We start from the raw sequence: 19,810 nt of genomic DNA, 5'->3' as shown, positions 1-19,810 counted from the left end.
ACCAGCACCGCCTGTTTTTGCAGGAGTTATGGGAGTTTTAGGGGTTATAATTGGAGGCAAAATAGCACAGCTTTTATTTTAATAAATAAAATCCGGTATATGAATATACCGGATTTTATTTATTTACCTATATATTTTTGAGCAATTTTTATGTTGTTTTGATGTACATTATCAACTCTATTACTGCTGTGAGTCCTACTACCTATGAAATGTATATCAAAGACTCCATGCATTCCATTGTTTTTGATTGCATCTAAGTTAGTCCCTGCACCATAACCACCACTTCTCCAAGTAGTATAAGATGCTGAAGGTGCATTATCATTTCCAGCGTGAGGCATACCAGCCATAGACGCTGGTAGCGATATTCCATTATAGGTAACTATAATTGGTCGTTTATTCCAAGACCAATTTCCTCCGAATATACTTTTGTATATAGATGTATCATATTCACTTATAGTTTCTGCATCTATATGGTTAGTACCATATGTTCTATTGGCTTTAAACGATTTTCCAGAATATATATCTAGTACTTCAAATGTAGCCCCTCTAGGAATTGCATATTGAACTTTTGAGAACCATGTCCAATTAGACTGTGATGATGAGCCTCCTCTTGTTACAGAAGAAGTGCTTTTTCCATTTAATAAGTTTAGTTTTTTAATTGTATTCTTTCCTGCTATACCATCTGCCATTAAATTATTAGCCTTTTGAAAATCTAAAACTGACTTTTTTGTTATACTTCCATAATAACCTGTGGGATTCACATGAAAATATCCTAATTCCTTTAGATTGTTTTGTAGAAGCATTACATTTTGATTTCGCATGCCAGTTTTAAGTAATAATGAACTATTAATTTGCGTATAGGCGTTAGCTGTATTAATATGTAATGGAGCAAATGCAATTCCTAGACTTAATATACTAGATATTATTATTTTTTTCATATTCTTCCTCCTTGAACTTTATATAATTTACACATAATATAAATATAATACAAACGTCGAAAAAAGTCGAAGGAAATTAATGTAATTACTATTCTTTAAAATGAAAATTTAAATTATAATAATTAGTGTATAGTTAAAATATCTGTTTTTATAGTTTAAGCTTTAATAAATTTTTATAAGAGGTAAGAGGTGTTTAAAATGATCCGAACAGAAGAAAAATATTATATTTTCAATGGGATAATAAAGAATAAATATGAGAAAGTGGATTTTTCAGAAAATAGTAATAACAGTATATATGAAGTTATAAGAGTAATAAATGGAAAAACTTTATTTTTAGAACAACATCTTGAAAGGTTATTTAAATCTGCTGAGATTCTTGGTTTCAAACTAAACATACATAAGTATATAATAACTAATGATATAAATATTCTAATAGAGAAAAATAATTGTAAAAATATTAATATAAAATTAATATTTAGTGATTTAGACAAAGAAGAGCAGAAGTTGATTATTATGTGTATAAAAAGTTATTATCCAGCTAAACAAATGTATGAAACTGGGATAAGTACAATAATATATCATTCTGAAAGAGAAAAACCAAATGCTAAAGTAGGAAATAATAAACTGAGAGAGAAAATAAATAATGAACTCAAATTAAAGAATGCTTTTGAAGCTCTTCTTGTAAACAAAGAAGGTCTAATAACAGAGGGAAGTAGGTCAAATATGTTTTTTGTTAAAGGAGAATGCATATATACTGCTCCATCAAAAAATGTATTATTGGGTGTTACTAGAAATGTAGTAGTTGATATATGTGAAAACTTGAACATAAAAATAAAAGAGGTTTGCATAAAAGAGAGTGATATATATTGTTTGGATGGAGCATTTATGACAGGAACTTCTGTTAATGTTTTACCGATCAAAAGTATAGAAGAGTTCAATCTGAATTCTACGCATAATTCTATAATAAAGAAAATAATTGAAGAGTATGATAATAAAATTAACGAATACTTATATAAAAAGTAGGACCATCAATTGTGTACTGAACCCCAAAGTTCGGACTAAAATTTAATATTATGCAACTGAAAGTTGGTTCCTGTATTCTGCAGGAGCCATTTTTAGTTTACTTTTAATTCTTCTATTATTGTAGTAGTAAATATATTCATGAAGACCTTTACTAAAATCTTCAACAGTTTTAAAATGATTAACATGAAAAAATTCAGCTTTCAACTGCGAGAAGAAATTTTCTGAATCGTATATTTAGGTATTGGAATCCTTGAACTGAATGAATGATTAATCTTTCATATTTATCCTTTTTAAATCCATTTTTAAGCATTTTCATTACAAAAGAAACACTAGGTTTAAGCATGTCCATTCTCCCAAAAACAATTAAGTGCTTTTATTTTTTCTTCTTGTATATATGTTTTATTTTTCTTTCTCATAAGCCCAACGGTCTCAATTTTAGACACCATCTATACAATATTTCCTTTGTAATACCGCATTTTTGAAGGTTGCATTGAGTCCAATTTTATAGCATGATGACAATACTTTTTTCTTAAATTCTATACTATATTTGACCATTAATAAAGCACATCTTTTTCAAACTATTATTTAGTTCGGAAATAGGTGTGTTTTACATTGATGGTCAAATTTTTTATATAAGTATACGTTAATTACGTAAATATACAGAGTTAATTATAAAAAAGTATTGACTACAGTTTGAAAATCAATTATCATCTATATGCGAACGAAAATAAATCAAATCAATATAAAGTTCGTTAGATATTAATTAAATTGTTTGAACTAAGAGGAGGAAAAATAATGCAAAAGACAACTAATGTTATATCTGAATCAAATATTGAAAGGCTATTTAAATTAAGAGCGAATAATACTAATATAAAAACTGAAATAATAGCTGGTATCACAACCTTCATGACAATGGCATACATATTAATAGTAAACCCAAGTATATTATCTGCTGCTGGAATGGATTTTGGAGCCTTATTTACAGCAACAGCTTTATCGTCTATTATCGCAACTCTTGTCATGGCATTTCATGCGAATCTACCATTTGCTTTAGCTCCTGCTATGGGACCGAATGCTTTTTTTGCTTTTACAGTTGTTCTAACTATGGGATATTCGTGGGAATTTGCACTTACTGCTGTATTTTTAGAAGGAATTATATTTTTGATACTTACGTTTTTTAATGTTAGAGAAGCAATTTTAAATTCTATACCTATACAACTAAAAAAAGCTGTTTCTGTTGGAATAGGATTGTTTATCGCATTTTTAGGTCTTGTAAATTCAGGTATAGTAATTAGTGGCAAATTTATAAATGATCAAGGTCAATTAGATGGACTTCCTGTTTCTATAGGACACATATCTTCAGGACCAGCTTTACTCGCTTTAACAGGACTAATTATAACAGGATTTTTATTATCTAAAAATGTTAAAGGGGCATTATTAATTGGTATAGTTGTTACTACAATAATAGGTATCCCTCTTGGAGTAACTGTTATACCAGAAGGATTCAAAATTTTTAGCGCACCACCTTCATTATCTCCTATATTATTTAAATTTGAGTGGAATAATATATTTTCGGTAGATATGATCATTGTCTTGTTTACATTTTTATTTGTGGATTTATTTGATACAGTTGGTACATTGGTAGGGGTTGCTACAAAGGCAGATATGTTAGATGAAAAAGGAAATGTACCTAATGCAAAACAAGCATTATTAGCAGATGCTGTTGGTACAACTGTGGGAGCTATATTTGGAACAAGTACTGTATCAACTTTTGTAGAAAGCGCAGCAGGGGTTGCTGACGGAGGAAGAACTGGTCTTACAGCTTTATCTACTGCGATTATGTTTATAGTAGCGCTGTTTTTATCTCCTTTATTCATAATGATACCATCTGCCGCAACAGCGCCTGCATTGATATTAGTTGGATTATTTATGATATCGCCTATAAAAGAAATAGATTTTGATGATTTAACTGAAGCTATTCCAGCTTTCTTGACTATAATAATGATGCCACTTACGTATAGTATATCTGAAGGGATTGTGTTTGGAATATTAAGTTATGTTATACTGAAAGTACTAAATGGTAAACAAAAGCAAATAACACCTTTGCTATATGTAATTTCAATACTATTCATAATAAAAATGATATTAGGATAAAAAAAGTATAGATGACACTAGGTTCATCTATACTTTTTTTATTTATAAAGTTCTGTTCTTATTCCTAGTAGAATAAAAACAGAACTTTATATTCTATTAAAGAAATTATTATGATAAAATCTAAAATGTAAAACAGTTCATATATAAGGAGGAAAAATTTTGACAGCAATCGAAAAATTAAAAGTTCTAAAAAACAATTTAAGCAAGTTAGATAATTTAACTGTAGCTTTTTCAGGGGGAGTTGATAGTACTTTCCTTTTAAAAATAGCACAAGATGTATTAAGAGAAAAGGTATTAGCTGTGACAGTTAATGCATTTATTCACACTAACAAAGAGATTCAAGAATCTATAGATTATGCTAATGAAATAAATATTAAACACATTGTACTAAACATAAACGATATAAATATTAAAGAATTTATAGATAATGTTCCAGAAAGATGTTATTTTTGCAAAAAGGATATATTTACAAAAATAAAAAAAGTTTCTAATGAAAATGATATAAATAATATAGCTGATGGAAGTAATATTGATGATTTAAGTGATTTTAGACCTGGAATGAAAGCTTTAAAAGAGCTAGGAATAATTAGTCCTTTAAAAGAAGCTGGTCTTACAAAACAAGATATTAGAGATTTATCTAAAATGTTAAACATACCTACTTGGAATAAACCATCTTTTGCCTGCCTTGCATCTAGAATTCCTTATAATCATAAAATTACTCCAAAAAAGCTTAATATGATAGAGAAGAGTGAAGAATATATTTCTCAGTTAGGATTTAAACAATTTAGAGTTAGACATCACGGGGAAATAGCAAGGATAGAGTTAAAGCAAGATGAAATTTTAAACTTTTTAGAATCAGGATCATCAAATAAAGTTTGTGAGTATCTAAAATCTTTAGGGTTTAATTATGTAACTATAGATCTTTTGGGCTATAGGACAGGGAGTATGAATGAAGTTTTATAAAATTAAATAGATATTCATGTAAAGTATATGATACAATTAATTGGTAATTATATATAATAATATATACAGCAGGAGGAATATAATGAAAGATGTAACTTTGATAGCACCATGCTTTTTTGGAGTTGAAAAAATACTTAAAAGAGAAATTGAAAATTTAGGTTGTGAAATACAAAAAGTAGAAGATGGAAGGATTACTTATAAAACAGATAGTTATGGTATATGTAAATCAAATTTATGGCTTAGAACAGCAGAAAGAGTATTATTAAAAATTGGAGAATTTGAAGCTAGAAGCTTTGAAGAACTTTTTCAAAACACAAAAAAATTGCCTTGGCATAAATATATAAAAAAAGATGCTGTTTTTCCAGTAGCAAAGGCGTCTTCTATAAAATCGAAATTATACAGTATTCCTGATATACAATCTATAGTAAAAAAAGCTGTAGTTGAAAATTTAAAGCAAGAATATAAAGTTAACTGGTTCGATGAAAATAGCGATGAAAAATATCCTATATACGTATTTATACACAAGGATAAAGTTACTATATCAATAGATACGTGTGGCCAAGCGCTTCATAAAAGGGGATATAGAGAAAATGCTAGTAAAGCACCTATTAGGGAAACTTTAGCTGCTGCTATTGTTTCATTGACTCCTTGGAAGCAAGATAGAATACTAGTAGATCCATTTTGTGGTTCGGGGACTATTTTAATAGAAGCAGCAATGATGGGACTGAATATGGCTCCAGGACTTAATAGAGAATTTTTATCAGAAAATTGGAGTATATTGGGTAAAAAACTATGGTGGAAAGCTAGAAAAGAAGCTTTTGATATGATGAAAACAGATGTTGATTTTAAAATATATGGATATGACATCGATGATGAGGTACTTGAAATAGCAAAAGAAAATGCTAGGCTTGCAGATGTAGACAATTATATAGAATTTAAAAAACAAGATGCTAGAAATTTAGAAAGTGACTATGAATATGGATTTGTAATTACGAATCCTCCGTATGGTGAAAGATTAGAAGATAAAGATAGTGTAAGACAATTATATAAAGAAATATCTATTCCTTTTAAGAAACTGAGTACATGGTCATTTTACATAATAACTGCTTATAGTGAATTTGAAGATGCATTCGGAAGAAAAGCTGATAGGAAAAGAAAATTATATAATGGTATGCTAAGAAGTGATTTATACCAATACTATGGACCTAAACCTTTAAAAAAATAAGCATAAAAAAAGTAGTTATTGAATAACTACTTTTTTTATGCTTATTTAAGCTACTTTTTTATTGATATTGTCATTTTTATTAAGCTTATAACCTGATATCCTGTTAACCATTATAGCTATAGCTCCATCACCAGTTACATTACAAGCAGTTCCAAAACTATCTTGAGCAAGATATAATGCTATCATTAAAGATAGTAAAGTTTGATCAAATCCAAGCATAGTTTCTAAAAGACCAAGTGCAGCCATAACAGCTCCTCCTGGAACTCCAGGTGCTGCAACCATAGTAACACCTAACATTAATATAAATCCGAATATAGAATTAAAAGTAACCGTCATTCCATTTAACATCATGACTGCCATAGCACAACTTACAAGAGTTATTGTACTTCCTGATAAATGAATAGTTGCACAAAGAGGTACAACAAATTCAGCAACACCATCATTAACTCCATTTTTCTTAGTTTGCTTAAGAGTAACAGGTATACTAGCAGCTGAAGATTGAGTTCCTATAGCTGTGAAATAAGCTGGAATCATATTCTTAACTAAAACAAATGGATTTGCTCCAGCTAATGTACCAGCTATAAAATACTGTACAATTATCACAGTAAAGTGTAAAAGTAGTATGAGAGCAAATACTTTTGCAAATACAGACATTATAGTAGCAACTTGGCCAGCATATGTCATATTAGCGAATATACCAGCTATGTGGAAAGGTAATAAAGGGATAACTATATTAGATATTAGGCCTTCAACAATTCCTTGGAATTCCTTCATAAATTTCTTTATAGTATCACCTTCACTTGCTGCAATACCTAGACCTAAAGTAAATGCAATTAAAAGTGCAGTCATAACTCCCATTATAGGTGGCATCTGTACTTCAAAGAATCCTTTTACTAAAGAATGCTCTGGATTTTCAGCATTAACTAAATTCATACTACCAGGAGTTAATAAGTAAGGGAAAATAACACTATTAGTAAAAAATGTTAAAGAACCAGCTACTACTGTAGAAAGGTAAGCGATTCCTGCTGTAATACCCAGTATTTTTCCAGCACCTTTACCTAAATCACCAATACCTGGAGCTACGAAACCTATTATTATAAGTGGAATCGCAAATCCTAAAAAGTTACCGAATATTCCATTGAATGTAGCTAATAACTTAACTAAAAATTCATTATGGATAGAACCTATACCGATACCTAATATGATAGCGATAATAAGCTTAGGTAATAAACCTAATTTTTTCATAAAAATTTCCTCCTCTTTTAAATAAAAAATTAAATTATAAATAGAATTATTCCTATTTCGACACAATTATAACATGAAAACAGTTTCCTATACAACTAAAAAACAAAATTCTGATTTTTTTTAAAAAAAAATAAACAAAAAAATTGATGCAATGGCGAATTTTCAAAGTTTACAGAAAATAAATGCAATCAAAAATTTCACTATTATGATATTTTTCTGAAAAAATTCTATTTTCTATATTATTATTTATATATCATATAATTACTATTTAGATTAATAAATCAACTTCAATTGTGCATATACATGGAATATTTGAAAAGTATTGCCAATTGAGGTTGACAAAATATGATAAAAGTTTTAAAATTATAACTTGAGTTTAGTTTTAGGAAACAAAAAGTTTACTATGAATAAATATAAGCTACATATAATATAGGATGATATTTACTTTAAAGTAAGGGGGAGTTTATTGTTGAAACAAAATATAGTAGAACTTAAAAATATAAATAAAAAATATGAAGACAAAGAAGTTCTTCATAATATAAATTTGAGTATAAAACCTGAAGAATTTGTAACTTTATTAGGACCAAGCGGTTGTGGTAAAACAACAACATTGAGAATAATAGGCGGGTTTGAAACACAAACTCATGGAGATGTTCATTTTGAAGGAGAAAAAATAAATAATATCCCTCCTTATAAAAGACAGATAAACACAGTTTTTCAAAAATATGCATTATTCCCACATATGAATATTTTTGAAAATATAGCTTTTGGATTAAAAATAAAAAAAATGAAAAAAGATGAAATAGAAAAAAAAGTAAAACGTATGCTTAAACTTGTAAATTTAGAAGGGTTTCAAAATAGAAGCATTGATTCACTAAGCGGAGGTCAGCAGCAGAGAATAGCAATAGCTAGAGCCTTAGTTTGCGAACCTAAGGTACTTCTTCTAGACGAACCTCTTGGAGCTCTAGATTTAAAATTAAGAAAAGAAATGCAGCTAGAACTTAAAAATATGCAACAGCAATTAGGTATAACCTTTATATATGTGACACATGATCAAGAAGAAGCTCTTACTATGTCGGATAGAATAGTTGTAATGAGTGAAGGTGAAATTCAGCAAATAGGATCTCCTGAAGACATATATAACGAACCTAAAAATAGGTTTGTAGCAGATTTTATTGGAGAAAGTAATATTATAGAAGCTATTATGATTGATGATTATAAGGTTAAAATAGAAGATGAAGTATTCGAATGTTTGGATAAGGGTTTTGATAAAAATGAAGAGGTTGACGTAGTAGTAAGGCCAGAGGACATACAAATAACAAATACAGATAATGGAATGATTAAGGGAACAGTAAAGACTGTTGTATTTAAAGGGGTACATTACGAGATAATAGTAGAAGATGAAAAAAATATAGAGTGGATAGTTCATACTATACATATGTCAAAAATCGGAGATAATGTGGGACTTGCTATAGAACCAGATTCAATCCATGTAATGAAAAGGAGAGGGTAGATATGAAAAAGAAATGGCTTTCTATCCCTTATGGAATTTGGGCAATCATATTTACAATTGTTCCATTGTTATTGATTGCAGTATACAGTTTTTGTTCAAGATCTGCCTATGGCCAAATAGTTTATACTTTTACACTAGATAACTATATAAAATTTATGGAGCCTATATATATAAATGTGCTTATAAACTCTTTGATGCTTGCCCTAAAAAGTACTCTTATATGTTTTATACTAGGATATCCTATGGCTTATATACTATCTAAGTCAGATATTAAAAGAAGAAATCTTATGATGTTATTATTTGTGTTACCACTTTGGACTAATACTTTATTAAGGACTTATGCCTGGATGGGAATATTAAGAGAGCAGGGTGTTATAAATCAAGTTTTAATGTTTTTAAATATAATAGATACACCTTTAAAATTACTTTATACTGATAAAGCAGTTTTATTAGGTATGGTGTATAATTTTTTACCGTTTATGGTACTTCCTATATATTCGGTTTTATCTAAAATAGACTATAGTCTTATAGAAGCATCGTCAGATTTAGGTGCAACATCTTTTTACACATTTAAAAAAGTAGTTTTCCCGCTTAGCTTACCTGGTGTTGTATCAGGAATAACTATGGTGTTTATGCCTTGCGTAAGTACCTTTGTAATATCAGACTTATTAGGAGGAGGGCAATCTATACTTCTTGGTAACCTCATTCAAAATCAGTTTTTAGTAGCTAGAAATTGGCAGTTCGGTTCAGCTATTTCTATGATTATGATGTTTATAATAATTATAAGTATGAAAATTTTAGGAAATAAAGATAGAGAAGAAGGAGGTAAACTATGGTAAAGAATATCATAAAAAAATCTTATTCATTTTTGATATACTTATTTTTGTATCTACCTATATTACTTCTTATTCTGTACTCATTTAATGATTCAAAATATAGAGGCAATTGGAATGGTTTTACTTTAAGATGGTATAAAGAGTTATTCAGTGATACATCTATAATGACGTCTCTATACTATACATTTATAATTGCTGCATTAGCTTCTGGTGTAGCTACTATAATAGGAACGATTACTGCTATTGCAATAAATAAAATGAAACCTAAGCATAAAACTACTTTTTTAAATATAACGTATATACCTGTTGTTAATCCTGATATAGTTATAGGAGTTTCTCTACTTGCCTTATTCACATGGCTAAAAATGACTTTAGGATTAACTACTATTTTAATAGCTCATATATCATTTACTATACCTTATGTAGTTTTATCTGTACTACCTAAGTTAAGACAATTAAATCCTCATCTTGAGGAAGCAGCTCTTGATTTAGGAGCTTCGCCATTATACGCTTTTTTTAAAGTTGTACTTCCTGAAATAATGCCTGGAATTGTAACAGGAGCTTTATTTGCATTTACTTTGTCGCTGGATGATTTTATAGTGAGCTTTTTTACTACAGGTTCAGGAATAAGTACATTGTCTATAAAAATATATTCCATGACAAAACGAGGTGTCAGTCCTAAAATTAATGCGTTATCTACATTGATGTTTTTAGGTGTGTTAATATTGTTATTATTAATAGAAAAAAGAACAAAAAAATCTAAATAAAAAGGAGTGGTTCTATTGAAAAAAATATTTAGCTTTTTAATATGCTTTACTTTTATTTTTTCACTTGTTGGATGTTCAGAAAAAAATGAATTAACAAAAGATGGCTATTATAGCAAATTAAACGTATATAATTGGGGAGACTATATAGATCCTCAAGTATTAAAAGATTTTGAAAAAGAATATGGAATAAAAGTTAATTACGAAGAGTATGGAAATAATGAAGAAATGCTTGCTAAAATACAAGCTGGTGGAACAGATTATGATGTTATATTTCCATCTGAGTATATGATAGAAGCTATGATAAATCAAAACTTATTACAAGAATTAGATATGAATAATTTAAATAACTTCAAAAATATAGGTGAAGAATTCAAAAATTTAGAATATGATAAAGATAATAAATATTCTGTTCCGTATTTTTGGGGAACTATGGGTATAGTTTATAATACTAAAAAGGTTAATACTACGATAGATAGCTGGAATGCATTATGGGATCCTAAATACAAAGGAGATATTTTAATGCTTAATAGTTCAAGAGATACTATCGGTATTACTCTTAAAAAATTAGGATATTCGTTGAACACTAGAAGTTTAGATGAACTGGAAGAAGCAAAAAAAGCTCTAATGGATCAAAAAAGTTTAGTAAAAGCTTATGAAGTTGACACATATAAAGATATGATGATTGCAGGAGAAGGTGCCATGGCTCTTACTTGGTCTGGAGATGCAATGATGTTAATAGAAGAAAATCCTGATTTAGCATATGCTATTCCAAAAGAAGGAACTAATCTATGGTTTGATGGTATGGCTATACCTGTTACTAGTAGGCATAAAAAGGAAGCTGAACTATTTATAAATTATATGATGAGACCAGAGGTTTCTGCTAAATGTGCAGAGTATGTTGGATATTCAACACCTAATAAAGAGGCTGTAAAGCTTTTACCTGAAGAAGTTAGGGAAAATGAATCAGCATATCCTAAAGGTGATATCCTTAAAAATGGAGAAGTATTTGTTGATTTAGGAGAATTTACAACAGAATACGATAGAGTTTGGACAGAAATAAAATCCTATTAAAAAGAAGAGCACATGCTCTTCTTTTTTTATATATATTTTTAAATTCATAAAACTGTGTTTATATTCATGCTTGTGGGGTAAATTTATAATATAAAATAAAAATGTAGGAGGTTTTATTAATTATGAATAAAAGAACAGGAATTATAACTATGGGATCAAACCCTATGACGTTATTAGGAAATGAAATAAAAATTGGAGATACAGGATTTGATTTTATGGCTTTTAATAATGATTTAAGCCAATTCAAATTAAGTGATATAAAATCCAAAACTAAAATCATAAGTGTAGTTCCATCTGTAGATACAGGGGTATGTGAACTTCAGACAATAAGATTTAATGAAGAAGCGTCTAAATTAGAAGATACAGCAATAATAACTATAAGTGTTGATTTGCCATTTGCTCAAAGTAGATTCTGTGCAAATAAGGGAATAAAGCAATCTATAACGGTATCAGATTATAAAGATTTATCATTTGGATTAAACTATGGATTTGTAATTGAAGAGCTTAGATTGTTAGCAAGAGGAATTGTTGTCTTAGATGAAAATAATGTAGTAAAGCATATAGAGTATGTAACTGAAGTAACAAATCACCCTGACTATGATAAAGCAATCGAAATTGCTAAAAATATATAATAAAAAATCCGCTTAAGCGGATTTTTTATTATATTAAACTATTTTAGTAGTCCAGTCTTCACAATTCCATACATCTGTTACTATATCTCTATAAAATTCAGGCTCATGACATATAAGAAGTATACTTCCTTTATATTCTTTTAAAGCTCTTTTAAGCTCCTCTTTAGCTTCAACATCCAGATGATTTGTAGGCTCGTCTAATAATAGTATATTAGTATTATTATTTATAAGTTTACAAAGTCTTACTTTAGCTTGTTCTCCACCACTTAAAACTTTAACTTTGCTTTCTATATGTTTTGTAGTAAGGCCACATTTAGCAAGTGCTGCACGAACTTCATATTGAGTAAATACAGGAAATTCTTCCCAAACCTCTTCTATACAGGTATTATTATTCCCATCCTTAAGTTCTTGTTCAAAATAACCTATACTCTGTTCATATCCAAGTTCCACTCTACCAGATAGGGGTTTTATCAGTCCTAATATGCTTTTTAATAAAGTTGTTTTACCTATTCCATTAGCACCTACCAAAGCTATTTTTTCGCCTCTCTCCATTTTTATACTCAAAGGTCTTGTCAAGGCCTCATCATAGCCAATTACAAAATCTGTAGTTTCGAATATCAATCTACCAGAAGTTTTGGCTTGTTTAAAATTAAATTCTGGTTTTACACGTTCTTGTGGCAATTCAATTCTGTCCATTTTATCTAATTTCTTTTGTCTGGACATAGCCATATTTCTTGTTGAAATTCTAGCTTTATTTCTAGCTACAAAATCTTCAAGTTCAGCTATTTCTTGTTGTTGTCTTTTATATTCTGCCTCAAGCTGGCGTTTTTTAGCTTCATATATATTCATGAAATTATCATAATCTCCGACATAACGATTAAGTTCTTGATTTTCCATATGGTATATTAGATTTATGACACTATTTATAAATGGTATGTCATGAGATATAAGTATAAAAGCGTTTTCATAGTTTTGTAAATATCTTTTTAACCATTCTATGTGTTGTTCATCTAAATGATTAGTAGGCTCATCTAATAATAAAATATCTGGCTTTTCCAATAATAGCTTTGCAAGTAATATTTTTGCTCTTTGACCTCCACTTAAATCATTTACGTCTTTATCAAGTCCTATTTGTGTAAGTCCCAACCCTTTTGCAACCTCTTCAATTTTTGCATCTATAACATAAAAATCATTGTTAGTTAATATATCTTGAATAGTACCTACATTTTCAAGCATATCTTCTAGTTCTTCTGGCGTTGCCTCAGCCATCTTTTCATATGTTTCATTAATTTCTGATTCTAGGTTAAAAAGGTACTTAAAGGCATCTTTTAATACATCTCTTATAGTTCTTCCTTTTTCTAGATAAGTATGTTGATCTAAGTAACCAACTCTTACGCGTTTTGCCCATTCTATTTTGCCTTCATCTGGCTCTACTTTGCTTGTTATTATATTCATGAAAGTAGATTTTCCTTCTCCATTTGCACCTATAAGCGCAATATGCTCTCCAGGTAAAAGTCTGAATGATACATTATTGAATATAGCTCTATCTCCAAAGCCATGGCTTAAATTTCTTACTGTTAATATACTCATTATAAAATCTCCTTTAGTAAAGTTTTAAAAATAACACAATTAAAATTATATAATAGAGTGAGTTTTTTTGGAATACAAAATTTATGTATTTTCAAATATATATTAGTGTATAGCTTACAAATCAAAATCTCAAGCATATAAAGTCTGGATTTGAAGATTCGGAAAAATCAAAATTAAAGCTTTGTTATAGCTTTTATTTAAAAAGCATGATATTATTAGTTTTTGTGATAAAAAAATAGAAGGAAGGTGTAACTTTGAAAAACAATAAAGCAATAAATTTAAAAGACGAGGTACTATCAGGACTTACAGTAGCACTGGCACTTGTACCAGAAGCTATAGCATTTGCATTTGTTGCTGGAGTCGATCCATTAACTGGATTATATGCAGCATTTATAGTAGGTTTGATAACTTCTATTTTTGGAGGAAGACCAGGAATGATATCAGGAGCTACGGGTGCTTTAGCTGTAGTTATGGTTGATCTTGTGAGTGAACATGGAGTAGAATATTTATTTATAACAGTAGTTTTAATGGGAATTATACAAATACTTGTAGGATTATTTAAGTTAGGTAAATTTGTAAGGTTTATACCTCATACTGTAATGATAGGATTTGTAAACGGACTAGCTATGGTTATAGGTATAGCTCAATTTAATCAATTCAAATTTATTGATAAAAGTGGAAATATGAATTGGATGCAAGGTAGAGAATTGTTTTTAATGGTAGGATTAGTAGTTTTAACTATGGCAACAATATATATTGTACCTAAGATAACGAAAACAATACCAGCACCATTGGCAGGTATTGTTTCAATTTCATTATTAGTTAATATACTTGGAATAGATGTTAAAACAGTAGGAGATATAGCTCATGTAGGTGGAGTTTTACCAAAATTCCATATACCTAATGTACCGTTTAATATTAAAACTATAGAAATAATATTTCCATATGCAGTAATACTTGCATCTATAGGACTAATAGAATCACTTATGACATTAACTCTTATAGATGAAATTACTCAAACTAGAGGTAGAGGCAATAAGGAATGTGTTGGACAAGGTATAGCTAACATAATAACTGGATTTTTTGGTGGAATGGGTGGCTGTGCAATGATAGGTCAGAGTATGATAAATATAAAATCTGGTGGTAGAAATAGACTATCTGGAATATCAGCTTCTTTATTCTTATTAGGATTTATATTATTTGGATCAAGTTTGATCGAAAGAATTCCAATGGCTGCACTAACAGGAGTAATGTTCATGGTAGTAATAGCTACATTCGAATGGTCTAGTTTTGAAATAATGAGAAATATTCCAAAATCAGATGCTTTTGTCATAATACTAGTTTCTGTAATTACTGTATTTACAGATTTAGCTATTGCTGTTGGAATAGGAGTAATTGTATCATCACTTGTTTTTGCATGGGAAAAAGGGAAACGAATAGATGTAGATTCATATATAGATACATGCGGATCAAAAGTTTATACGATACGAGGTGCTGTATTCTTTGGTTCAGCTAGAAATTTTTCTGATTCATTTGATATAAAAAATGATCCTGAAGATGTTATTATCGATTTTGCAAATGCAAGAGTATTCGATCATTCTGGAATTGAAAGTGTAAATACATTAACAGAAAAATATAAAACAGAAGGAAAAACACTTCATTTAAAGCATTTAAGTATAGAATGCTATCAATTTATTAAGGATGCAGAAAAAATACTAGAAGTTAATATAATAGAAGATCCTAAATATCATATTGCTATAGACAACTTGGCGTAGAGTTACAACTAACATATAGCTCTGGATAATACCGTTATATATTGATAATTAATTGCTTATATGAGATACTTAACATATATTATTAATTTTAAAGGAGTTAAAGTATGGGAAAATATACATTTGAATTTGATGAAAATTTATACGCTATAGATATGTCAAATTATATAAATAATGAAATTAACTTACCAACTGGGCTTACACACGAAGTAATAGTTGATCTATTGAAGCATCAAAGTAATACAGATTTTGATATAGGTTATTACGATCAAGCTTGCCAAAGTTGTCTAAATGGAGTAGCAGAAAAAGCAAAATACTTTAAATTTCTTGAATATTATTTTTATGCGTTCACGAAGAATGGTAAATATGTGATGAGTAATATATCTGAAGAGTATAAAAATACATCATTTAAGAAGATGCTAAAAAAAGGTGTTGTAGATAATAGCTATATAATAAGTGTTATAGTATGTATTGAATGTGGAAAATATAGTATTGAAATAGAAGAATGTGAATCTTAATATCTAAAGTTTTATTATTATTAAAAAAATCTAATCGAAGCTGATAATTGAAAATTATTAAGCTGAGATTAGATTTTTTTAATAATAATAAAACTTTTTAAAATTTATATACATATGTTGATATATAGTTTTGAATACTATATTATATAAGAGAGGTGATTTAAATGATAGATGAAAATGAATTAATTAAACTTATAAAAGAATTGTGTTTAGGCGATAAAGTGGGATTAGAAGAGATACCAGATTTAAATTTGTATATGGATCAAGTAACAAATTTTATAGATGAAAGGCTTTCTAATTTAAAAAGAAATGATGATGATAAGATATTGACTAAAACAATGATTAATAATTATACCAAACAAGGATTGTTAATGCCCTCTAATAATAAAAAATATAGCAAACAGCATATAATACTAATGATTTTAGTGTATTATTTAAAGCAAGTTCTATCTTTAGATGACATAAAACTTTTGTTTGAACCTGTACTTAAAGATATGTCTAATATCGAAGATGATGTAATATCTTTAGATGATATATATTCGATTTTTTTAGAATTAAAAGATAATGAAACAAAAGATTTCGAAAATTTCATATCTTCGAATATAAGATGTATAAAAGAAAAGACTAATGAAATAGAAAAAGAGAATCAAGATTTAGCTCAGTTATTTTTAATTGTTATAATGTTAGTTGCTCAAGCAAATGCACAAAAAAGACTTGCTGAGAAGATAATAGATGTTCATTTTAAAAATCAGTAAAAAAATTCACGCATAGTTGATATTATTAATCTGCTAGATATCTAGGTGGAAAAATATTTTAATAAGAAATGAAAAATTAGTAAAAGATAAGGATGTATACTTAGAAAATATGAAACAAAATTTATTTTGGGCATCTATATATAATTTAAATTCTAATAGCTATGGGTTTATTGTACATATTTAACAGTCTATTATTAAGTCCAATGTTTGTACCGGTAGCTAAGCGTTTAAACTTTATATAAGTTCTAACTAATGCATTTAGATCAAAAAAATTTACAACTCACAGGTAACATATGTTACTTAATAAATGTGATTTTTGTTTTATACTATATATAAATAAAAATAAACTTTACAATTGAAAGGGGAATATAATATGAATAAAAATTTTATAAAAAACATAGATTTTTCAACACCTATTGAGACAACATCATTGGTTGATTATCAAAAAGGAACTGTCATTAGCAAGACTCTGACTCAAAACAAATATGTAAATGTAACTGTATTTGCTTTTGATAAAGATGAAGAAATAAGTACTCATAAGTCTGAAGGGGATGCCATGGTGTCTATTTTAGATGGAGAAGCTAGAATTACAATAGGGGAAGAAAGCTTTGATGTTAAAAAAGGTGAAACTATAGTAATGCCAGCTAATATAAACCACTCACTATTAGCCGTAGAGAAGTTTAAAATGATATTAACAGTAGTATTTGATATTGATAAATAAAATTTTGCTATATATGTTTTAAATTCTATTTTTTAGCAAACACTCTGAATATAGATTTTAACAAATTTATTTAAGGAGTGGTTATATATAATGGAAAGTGAGGATATAAAGAAAAGATTTTTGTTGTTCAATACTATATCTAATAAGTTGGACCATGTATATTCTTATGATGAAAAAAATTTTAATGAAATAAAAAATTTATTAGATTCATATATGCATGAATATAAAGAACCTGATTGTTGTCTAATAAAAAAATTTTATTTAATTAAAAATGGTATTAAAGAATCAATGAAAAAACATAGATAAATTCCAATTATCATATAAGCCAAAAGACTTAAAATCTAAAAAGATTTTAAGTCTTTTTAATTTTATTAAAAATAGAGGTTAAATATGGTTTATAATATATATTAGAGGTGATTAAAATAAAAAAAAGAGTCAATTTAATATCATTGATAATATTTATTTTTTTAATAAAACCTGTATTTTCACAAGAAGATTATTCTATTGAAAATTTAAGAATGCACATAAATGTAGATGATAAAGGCGATGCTCATATTATAGAAAAAATAACATATAAATTTCATTCTCAATCAAATGGAGTAACCAAAAGTTTATATCTAGACAATAATTCTAAATTAGATAATTTAAGAGCATATGAAATATATCCTAATAAAAATCAATTACAATTAGAGTTGTTCGATCATAATAATAACTTGGATTTTAGAGTTTACGATAAATCCAATATTGAAACTAAAATATATAAAATAGAATATGATTTAGAAGATTTTATTATAAAACATAATGGTGTTGATGAGTTTAAATTTAAAATTTTCAATATCGATAATGAAAAAACTATAAAAAAGTTGAATATATCTATATGTTTTCCAGAGAGCAAAACATACGAAAATATTAAAGCTTTCCAACATGGATATTTATATAAAAATGTAAAAGTAGAAAAAAATAAAGTTAGTTATAGTATAGATGATTTTCCACAAAATATAGAGCTGAAGTTAGAAATACTATTAGAAAAGGATATACCTGATTATAACATCCAAAATAATACTGAGTTAACATCATATGAACAGCTAGTAAATGAAGAAATTAGTATTGAAACAAAATATAAAAATAAAATAGGTAGAATTAAAAAAATTAATATAGCATCTATTTGTGTATTAATTATAGATATGGTTTACATAATTATTTTATTTTCAAATATCTTGATTTTTCAAAAGGGAAATTTACCTAGAAATTACAACTTAAAATTACCAAACGATTATACTCCTGCAATTATGATTAGCATATTAAAATATAAAAAAATAACAAGTAAAGATTTTTTTGTTACTATAATTGATTTAATTAGAAAAGGATATATTTTAGAAATATATGATAGAACTAGTGAAAAGTATAAATTACAATTAACAAATAAGGATACTACAGAATTGAAGAAACACGAAAAATATTTATTAAACTGGTTATTTGGTTTTATTGGAAATAACAAAATCATTTGTTTCGAAGATATAAAAAAACACAATCAAGATGAAAAAAAGTTTTTGGAATTTAAGAGGTTTTATAACACTTGGAGAAGAAAAGTATATAAAGAGTGTGCAGATTATGGATATTTAAAAACAAATAAACATATGAAATTCTTATTATATTTATATTCCTGTATAAAAATTTCATTAGGAGTTTTATTTATATATAAATATTACCCATATCTATATATTGTATCTATAGCTCTTATTATATCTGGTTTTATAAATAATATATACCTTTTCAAGTCTAAATTAACAAGATTAGGGTATAAAGAGCGGAAAAAATGGATTAACTTTAAAAAATTCATAATTAATTTTAAAAATCCCAAAGTCTTAAATTCAGATAATATTAAAACTTGGGAAGCTTATATAGTTTATAGTATATCTATGGGCATACAAAAAGAGTTATTATACAAACTTAGAAACAACAAAGAAATAAGACGCCTTATGTATTTAAATAAAGCCAACGATAACACTTTTATACAATTAATAAATACAGCCTTTAGAGTTAATGAATTGGATTCCGTTTTCATAGTTAAAAAAAATAATAAATAA

The 19,810-nt window shown here is 27.7% G+C and carries 19 protein-coding genes; 15 read left to right on the top strand and 4 right to left on the bottom strand.

What is annotated here, in order from left to right; translation table 11 throughout:
- Window positions 1-119 precede the first annotated feature (119 nt).
- A complete protein-coding gene (locus tag M2214_RS18095) occupies window positions 120-938 on the bottom strand; it encodes a peptidoglycan-binding domain-containing protein (protein ID WP_248476391.1) in 819 nt (272 codons plus the stop codon).
- A 198-nt stretch (window positions 939-1,136) separates the two neighbouring features.
- Here M2214_RS18095 and M2214_RS18090 point away from each other — a divergent pair, with 198 nt between their 5' ends.
- Window positions 1,137-1,961 carry an aminotransferase class IV gene (locus M2214_RS18090; protein WP_248476389.1) on the top strand — a complete coding sequence of 275 codons (825 nt, stop codon included), beginning with the start codon at window positions 1,137-1,139 and terminating at the stop codon, window positions 1,959-1,961.
- A gap of 48 nt (window positions 1,962-2,009) precedes the next feature.
- On the opposite strand, the gene M2214_RS18085 is transcribed toward M2214_RS18090, so the two are convergent.
- The gene (locus M2214_RS18085; RefSeq protein ID WP_248476387.1) at window positions 2,010-2,165 is read right to left on the bottom strand and encodes an IS3 family transposase; all 156 of its coding nucleotides are present in this window, start codon (window positions 2,163-2,165) and stop codon (window positions 2,010-2,012) included.
- 627 nt (window positions 2,166-2,792) lie between these two features.
- On the opposite strand from M2214_RS18085, the gene M2214_RS18080 reads away from it, so the two are divergent.
- The 3 genes from M2214_RS18080 to M2214_RS18070 all read left to right on the top strand — a co-directional run bounded on the left by M2214_RS18080 (window position 2,793) and on the right by M2214_RS18070 (window position 6,303).
- Window positions 2,793-4,115 (top strand): NCS2 family permease, encoded by a 1,323-nt coding sequence (locus tag M2214_RS18080; protein WP_248484809.1) that lies wholly within the window; start codon window positions 2,793-2,795, stop codon window positions 4,113-4,115.
- Between the two features lie 159 nt (window positions 4,116-4,274).
- Window positions 4,275-5,078 (top strand): ATP-dependent sacrificial sulfur transferase LarE, encoded by an 804-nt coding sequence (gene larE, locus M2214_RS18075; RefSeq protein ID WP_248476385.1) that lies wholly within the window; start codon window positions 4,275-4,277, stop codon window positions 5,076-5,078.
- Between the two features lie 82 nt (window positions 5,079-5,160).
- On the top strand, window positions 5,161-6,303 hold the full coding sequence (locus M2214_RS18070; protein WP_248476383.1) for a THUMP domain-containing class I SAM-dependent RNA methyltransferase: 1,143 nt from the start codon (window positions 5,161-5,163) through the stop codon (window positions 6,301-6,303).
- 45 nt (window positions 6,304-6,348) lie between these two features.
- Here M2214_RS18070 and M2214_RS18065 read toward each other — a convergent pair whose 3' ends face one another.
- Window positions 6,349-7,548, bottom strand: coding sequence for a dicarboxylate/amino acid:cation symporter (locus M2214_RS18065; RefSeq protein ID WP_248476380.1), 1,200 nt, complete (start codon window positions 7,546-7,548; stop codon window positions 6,349-6,351).
- A 469-nt stretch (window positions 7,549-8,017) separates the two neighbouring features.
- Here M2214_RS18065 and potA point away from each other — a divergent pair, with 469 nt between their 5' ends.
- The 5 genes from potA (at window position 8,018) to tpx (ending at window position 12,367) form a co-directional block, all read left to right on the top strand.
- Window positions 8,018-9,061 carry a spermidine/putrescine ABC transporter ATP-binding protein gene (gene potA / locus M2214_RS18060; protein WP_248476378.1) on the top strand — a complete coding sequence of 348 codons (1,044 nt, stop codon included), beginning with the start codon at window positions 8,018-8,020 and terminating at the stop codon, window positions 9,059-9,061.
- Window positions 9,062-9,063: 2 nt separating this feature from the next.
- On the top strand, window positions 9,064-9,900 hold the full coding sequence (locus M2214_RS18055) for an ABC transporter permease (protein ID WP_248476375.1): 837 nt from the start codon (window positions 9,064-9,066) through the stop codon (window positions 9,898-9,900).
- Entirely contained in the window at window positions 9,894-10,664 is a 771-nt protein-coding gene (locus M2214_RS18050; protein WP_248476374.1) for an ABC transporter permease, read from the top strand. The genes M2214_RS18055 and M2214_RS18050 overlap by 7 nt, the downstream gene beginning before the upstream one ends.
- Window positions 10,665-10,679: 15 nt before the next feature.
- Window positions 10,680-11,735 (top strand): ABC transporter substrate-binding protein, encoded by a 1,056-nt coding sequence (locus tag M2214_RS18045; protein WP_248476373.1) that lies wholly within the window; start codon window positions 10,680-10,682, stop codon window positions 11,733-11,735.
- Between the two features lie 122 nt (window positions 11,736-11,857).
- Window positions 11,858-12,367: a thiol peroxidase gene (tpx, locus tag M2214_RS18040; RefSeq protein WP_248476372.1), complete on the top strand. Its 510-nt coding sequence runs from the start codon at window positions 11,858-11,860 to the stop codon at window positions 12,365-12,367.
- A gap of 33 nt (window positions 12,368-12,400) precedes the next feature.
- On the opposite strand, the gene M2214_RS18035 is transcribed toward tpx, so the two are convergent.
- A complete protein-coding gene (locus tag M2214_RS18035) occupies window positions 12,401-13,957 on the bottom strand; it encodes an ABC-F family ATP-binding cassette domain-containing protein (protein ID WP_248476371.1) in 1,557 nt (518 codons plus the stop codon).
- Between the two features lie 254 nt (window positions 13,958-14,211).
- On the opposite strand from M2214_RS18035, the gene M2214_RS18030 reads away from it, so the two are divergent.
- The 6 genes from M2214_RS18030 (at window position 14,212) to M2214_RS18005 (ending at window position 19,810) form a co-directional block, all read left to right on the top strand.
- Window positions 14,212-15,732: a SulP family inorganic anion transporter gene (locus M2214_RS18030; protein WP_248476370.1), complete on the top strand. Its 1,521-nt coding sequence runs from the start codon at window positions 14,212-14,214 to the stop codon at window positions 15,730-15,732.
- Between the two features lie 104 nt (window positions 15,733-15,836).
- Complete coding sequence (locus tag M2214_RS18025; RefSeq protein WP_248476369.1) at window positions 15,837-16,247, top strand: DUF3785 family protein; 411 nt, start codon at window positions 15,837-15,839, stop codon at window positions 16,245-16,247.
- A gap of 164 nt (window positions 16,248-16,411) precedes the next feature.
- The gene (locus M2214_RS18020; protein ID WP_248476368.1) at window positions 16,412-17,002 is read left to right on the top strand and encodes a DUF1836 domain-containing protein; all 591 of its coding nucleotides are present in this window, start codon (window positions 16,412-16,414) and stop codon (window positions 17,000-17,002) included.
- 373 nt (window positions 17,003-17,375) lie between these two features.
- Window positions 17,376-17,723: a cupin domain-containing protein gene (locus tag M2214_RS18015; protein WP_248476367.1), complete on the top strand. Its 348-nt coding sequence runs from the start codon at window positions 17,376-17,378 to the stop codon at window positions 17,721-17,723.
- Between the two features lie 90 nt (window positions 17,724-17,813).
- The gene (locus M2214_RS18010) at window positions 17,814-18,029 is read left to right on the top strand and encodes a hypothetical protein (RefSeq protein WP_248476365.1); all 216 of its coding nucleotides are present in this window, start codon (window positions 17,814-17,816) and stop codon (window positions 18,027-18,029) included.
- Between the two features lie 107 nt (window positions 18,030-18,136).
- Window positions 18,137-19,810, top strand: a complete 1,674-nt coding sequence (locus tag M2214_RS18005; RefSeq protein WP_248476363.1) for a DUF2207 domain-containing protein — start codon at window positions 18,137-18,139, stop codon at window positions 19,808-19,810.

It is taken from the genome of Tepidibacter aestuarii (assembly GCF_934924865.1).
Lineage (GTDB): Bacteria > Bacillota > Clostridia > Peptostreptococcales > Peptostreptococcaceae > Tepidibacter_A > Tepidibacter_A aestuarii.
This window is presented reverse-complemented; position numbering and strand designations above follow the sequence as displayed.

Bases quoted from the DNA above. Each gene is read 5' to 3' on its own strand.
- M2214_RS18095 (WP_248476391.1), bottom strand. From the start codon at position 938: ATGAAAAAAATAATAATATCTAGTATATTAAGTCTAGGAATTGCATTT.
- M2214_RS18090 (WP_248476389.1), top strand. From the start codon at position 1,137: ATGATCCGAACAGAAGAAAAATATTATATTTTCAATGGGATAATAAAG.
- M2214_RS18070 (WP_248476383.1), top strand. From the start codon at position 5,161: ATGAAAGATGTAACTTTGATAGCACCATGCTTTTTTGGAGTTGAAAAA.
- M2214_RS18065 (WP_248476380.1), bottom strand. From the start codon at position 7,548: ATGAAAAAATTAGGTTTATTACCTAAGCTTATTATCGCTATCATATTA.
- M2214_RS18055 (WP_248476375.1), top strand. From the start codon at position 9,064: ATGAAAAAGAAATGGCTTTCTATCCCTTATGGAATTTGGGCAATCATA.
- M2214_RS18050 (WP_248476374.1), top strand. From the start codon at position 9,894: ATGGTAAAGAATATCATAAAAAAATCTTATTCATTTTTGATATACTTA.
- tpx (WP_248476372.1), top strand. From the start codon at position 11,858: ATGAATAAAAGAACAGGAATTATAACTATGGGATCAAACCCTATGACG.
- M2214_RS18035 (WP_248476371.1), bottom strand. From the start codon at position 13,957: ATGAGTATATTAACAGTAAGAAATTTAAGCCATGGCTTTGGAGATAGA.
- M2214_RS18025 (WP_248476369.1), top strand. From the start codon at position 15,837: ATGGGAAAATATACATTTGAATTTGATGAAAATTTATACGCTATAGAT.
- M2214_RS18020 (WP_248476368.1), top strand. From the start codon at position 16,412: ATGATAGATGAAAATGAATTAATTAAACTTATAAAAGAATTGTGTTTA.
- M2214_RS18015 (WP_248476367.1), top strand. From the start codon at position 17,376: ATGAATAAAAATTTTATAAAAAACATAGATTTTTCAACACCTATTGAG.
- M2214_RS18010 (WP_248476365.1), top strand. From the start codon at position 17,814: ATGGAAAGTGAGGATATAAAGAAAAGATTTTTGTTGTTCAATACTATA.